Here is a 2,897-nt window from a genome sequence, read left to right as displayed (position 1 = left end):
ACAACCACCCCGCACCGGCACCCGCCGACGCGGCACTTGCGAGCCTCTAACAAACCCGGGGCGATTCAGAGAGAAAGCGGGACGATGCGGGGCAGCACCGCGGCTTTGTCACCGCCGCTCGGTATACGGAGCGTTGGGGATGCGGCATGGATAAGGTCTTGCCTATGACCATCTTTCCTCCTCGTCTCCAAGCCGGAGGTCAGGTGCGCGTGGTCCTTTACCCGTTCTCCAAGTCCCGTGCCTACGGTCGCTGGACTCCTGAGACGATCAGAACGGGGGCTCGTCCGGCCCCCACGGATCGTGGTCATCCGACTCCCACGGGGAGGCATCGGGCATGTGTTCATCCGAAGCGTTTTCGCGCAAAGCATTAACTGGCCCCCCACCGCGGATGGCTTGGACAAGCATGTCGAACCGCTCTCCGGCTTTGCCCACGAAGTCGAAGTCGTCGAGCCTCTGGGCGGCGTACCTTGCGCGGAGCGGCTTGGACTCGCCGACAAAGGAGACGGCCTCTCCGTCGAGGCGTGTCCACGGATCACCGAACAGCGCCTTCATCGCGCCCTCGAAGTTCGGGTCGAGGGTGGCGTATCCGTCACCGACGTAGAGGGGCTCGCCGAGTAACGTCGCGGCCTCCGCTGGGTCACCCTCGCGGCCGAGCGCTGCAGCTATGTCCGTCCGCTTGGCGAGCAGTTGCGGGTCGCTGCCTCTGTTGGAGTCAGTGTCGAACAGACAGAAGCACTCGATGCCGAGGGCCGTGTATAGCCGGTGCCACTTGGCGATGTTGCCGACGCCCTCGACGGAGACCACGGCGATGCCCTCCCTGAGTACGTCAAGACCGCGGGCCCTGAGTAACTCGGGCAGCGCCAAAGACTCGGTCCGTCCCTCAACCAAGACACAACGCCTCGCGAAGAGGCCGCTGACAATCTCCGTCGTGGCGCCGGCCGCGTAGAACGGGCCGAGCGTCTCGGGCTGTGTCCTGCTCGGGTCCGCACCATGCTCGACTAGGTACGTTCTCAGGTCCTCGAGGGACCTCTGCACGACCTGCGTCGCACCGTCGTCGCCCTTCCTCACCATCACCAGGTTCTCGGGCCTGGCCAGGTCGACGAAGTATGGCGAGTGGGTCGTCACCACGACCTGAAGCCCGGGGGCCACCAGGTGGTTGAGCCGCGTCGCCAACCACTGCTGCGCGAGTGGGTGGAGGTTGGCCTCCGGCTCGTCGATCACGAGCACCGTGCCCTCCGACTGCCCGTAAGCGATCGCGTAGGCGTAGGCAAACGCCAGCGCGAGCACCTGCGACTGCCCGGTTCCAAGTTCGTCGAAGCTCCTTACCTCCCCCTCGAGAGTGGGGTGGATGCGTAACGAGCGGAAGAAGTTGCTCGGATCGTAGGCGCTGAAGTCGACGTCCAGCCTGTAGGGCAGGTTCTGCCCGAAGTTCTCGGCAGTCTCCGCGAGCAGCTCTTTGAAATTCGCGAACTCTGGTACCGCCCCGAACTCCCTGAGCAGACCATCGAAGATTGCGGTGAGCTGTTTCTTCCGCTCCGGGTCGTTGAGCAGGCGCTCGTGGAACCGGTGCATGAGCTTGGAGAGCATCGTGTACTTGCTCGTGTAGCTCAGCTGGTAATCGAGCCTGCGGTCGGCGTCGAGCACAGCGGCTGAGAGCGTCGACCTTAAAGCGCTATTCGGCCAGGACTTACCGCAGTATGTGTTGCTGCACGTGAAGCGATACTTGACAGGGTTGCCGTCCTGTCCGGTGTCCTGTGCGTCATAGGTCCAACGGAAGTGCTCGACCTCGCCGCGGGAACAGTAGGGGCACGGGATGCCGGCCACCGCCGCGCCGACCTCGACCGCAATGCCGTCGCTATCCCGCCCGTGGAAGTCGTGGTCGTCCAGACGGCGTGTCCCCGGCCAGTAGTCCCCGAAGAGGAAGTCAAGGGCGCGTGTGACGTTGCTCTTGCCGGCATTGTTCTCACCGAGTAGCACCAGCACGCCGCTATCCGGGAAGCGAATGGTCACCCTCTCATCCCCGATGGAGCGCAGGTTCTTGACGCTTAGCTTCTCGATCCGTGGCGGCATCGTCCGCTCCGTCCTATCTCTGGGTTGCACCATTCTCCCCCACCCGGCGGACCAACCGTTTGCGGATCACGGCGGCGGTGCGGCGCACGGTGTCGAGGATCGCGCGTCGCTCTGGGCATCGGGCTCGGTCCGCCTGTGCCGGAACGTCCCGATTGAGGAACCGCAAAAGGGACTTGAGCAGGTCGAAGCGTCCAGCGAAGCTAGCCAGAAGCACGTCGTCACCGTTTGCCCCGTCCGGGTGGTGTCACCAGGACGGGGGCGTCTTGCGAGACGGCTGTAGCGTCTCAGGAAACTACACTTTTGCGACACATCTGTCGCACTGGCTATACCCCAAAGGGACGCCCGTCCATGGGGGCGCGGCTTGACACACCCACGAGCCCGGAACGTTGCACCGCGGGCCGGCACTTCTCGATCCTTCAGTGACGATGGGTCGCTTCCGTGAAAGCATGTCGAAGCTTCTGCTCCCTGCACTCTTGAAAGGGCGGCATGCAGACTCGTGAAGTAGTCATCAGTGGGTCGACGGTGCGACGACCTCGAAAGCCGTGGACCGAGACGGTCCACGCGCTCCTTGTGCACTTGCGATCGTGCGACGTGCCGGTCCCGCAGCCCCTCGCGCTGGATGAGCAGTTCGAATACGTGAGCTTGGTCGGTGGGCACGCAGGCGATGAGGCATGGCCCGGCCACCTGACTGCCGACGCAGCTCATTCGATGGGACAGCTAATCCGCCGCGTCCACGATGCGACGCGAAACTGGAGCCCATGAATCGCCCCGGGTTTGTTAGAGGCTCGCAAGTGCCGCGTCGGCGGGTGCCGGTGCGGGGTGGTTGT

General features: G+C 64.2%; 1 protein-coding gene. It reads right to left on the bottom strand.

Going from position 1 to position 2,897, the window contains the following annotated elements; all coding sequences use genetic code 11:
* Positions 1-267: 267 nt before the first annotated feature.
* Positions 268-2,070, bottom strand: a complete 1,803-nt coding sequence (locus D1648_RS17745; RefSeq protein ID WP_164518801.1) for an ATP-dependent endonuclease — start codon at positions 2,068-2,070, stop codon at positions 268-270.
* Positions 2,071-2,897: the final 827 nt, after the last annotated feature.

It is taken from the genome of Brachybacterium sp. EE-P12 (assembly GCF_003711805.1).
GTDB lineage: Bacteria > Actinomycetota > Actinomycetes > Actinomycetales > Dermabacteraceae > Brachybacterium.
Note: the sequence above shows the minus strand (reverse complement) of the source record. Positions and strands in the feature narration are given on the sequence as shown.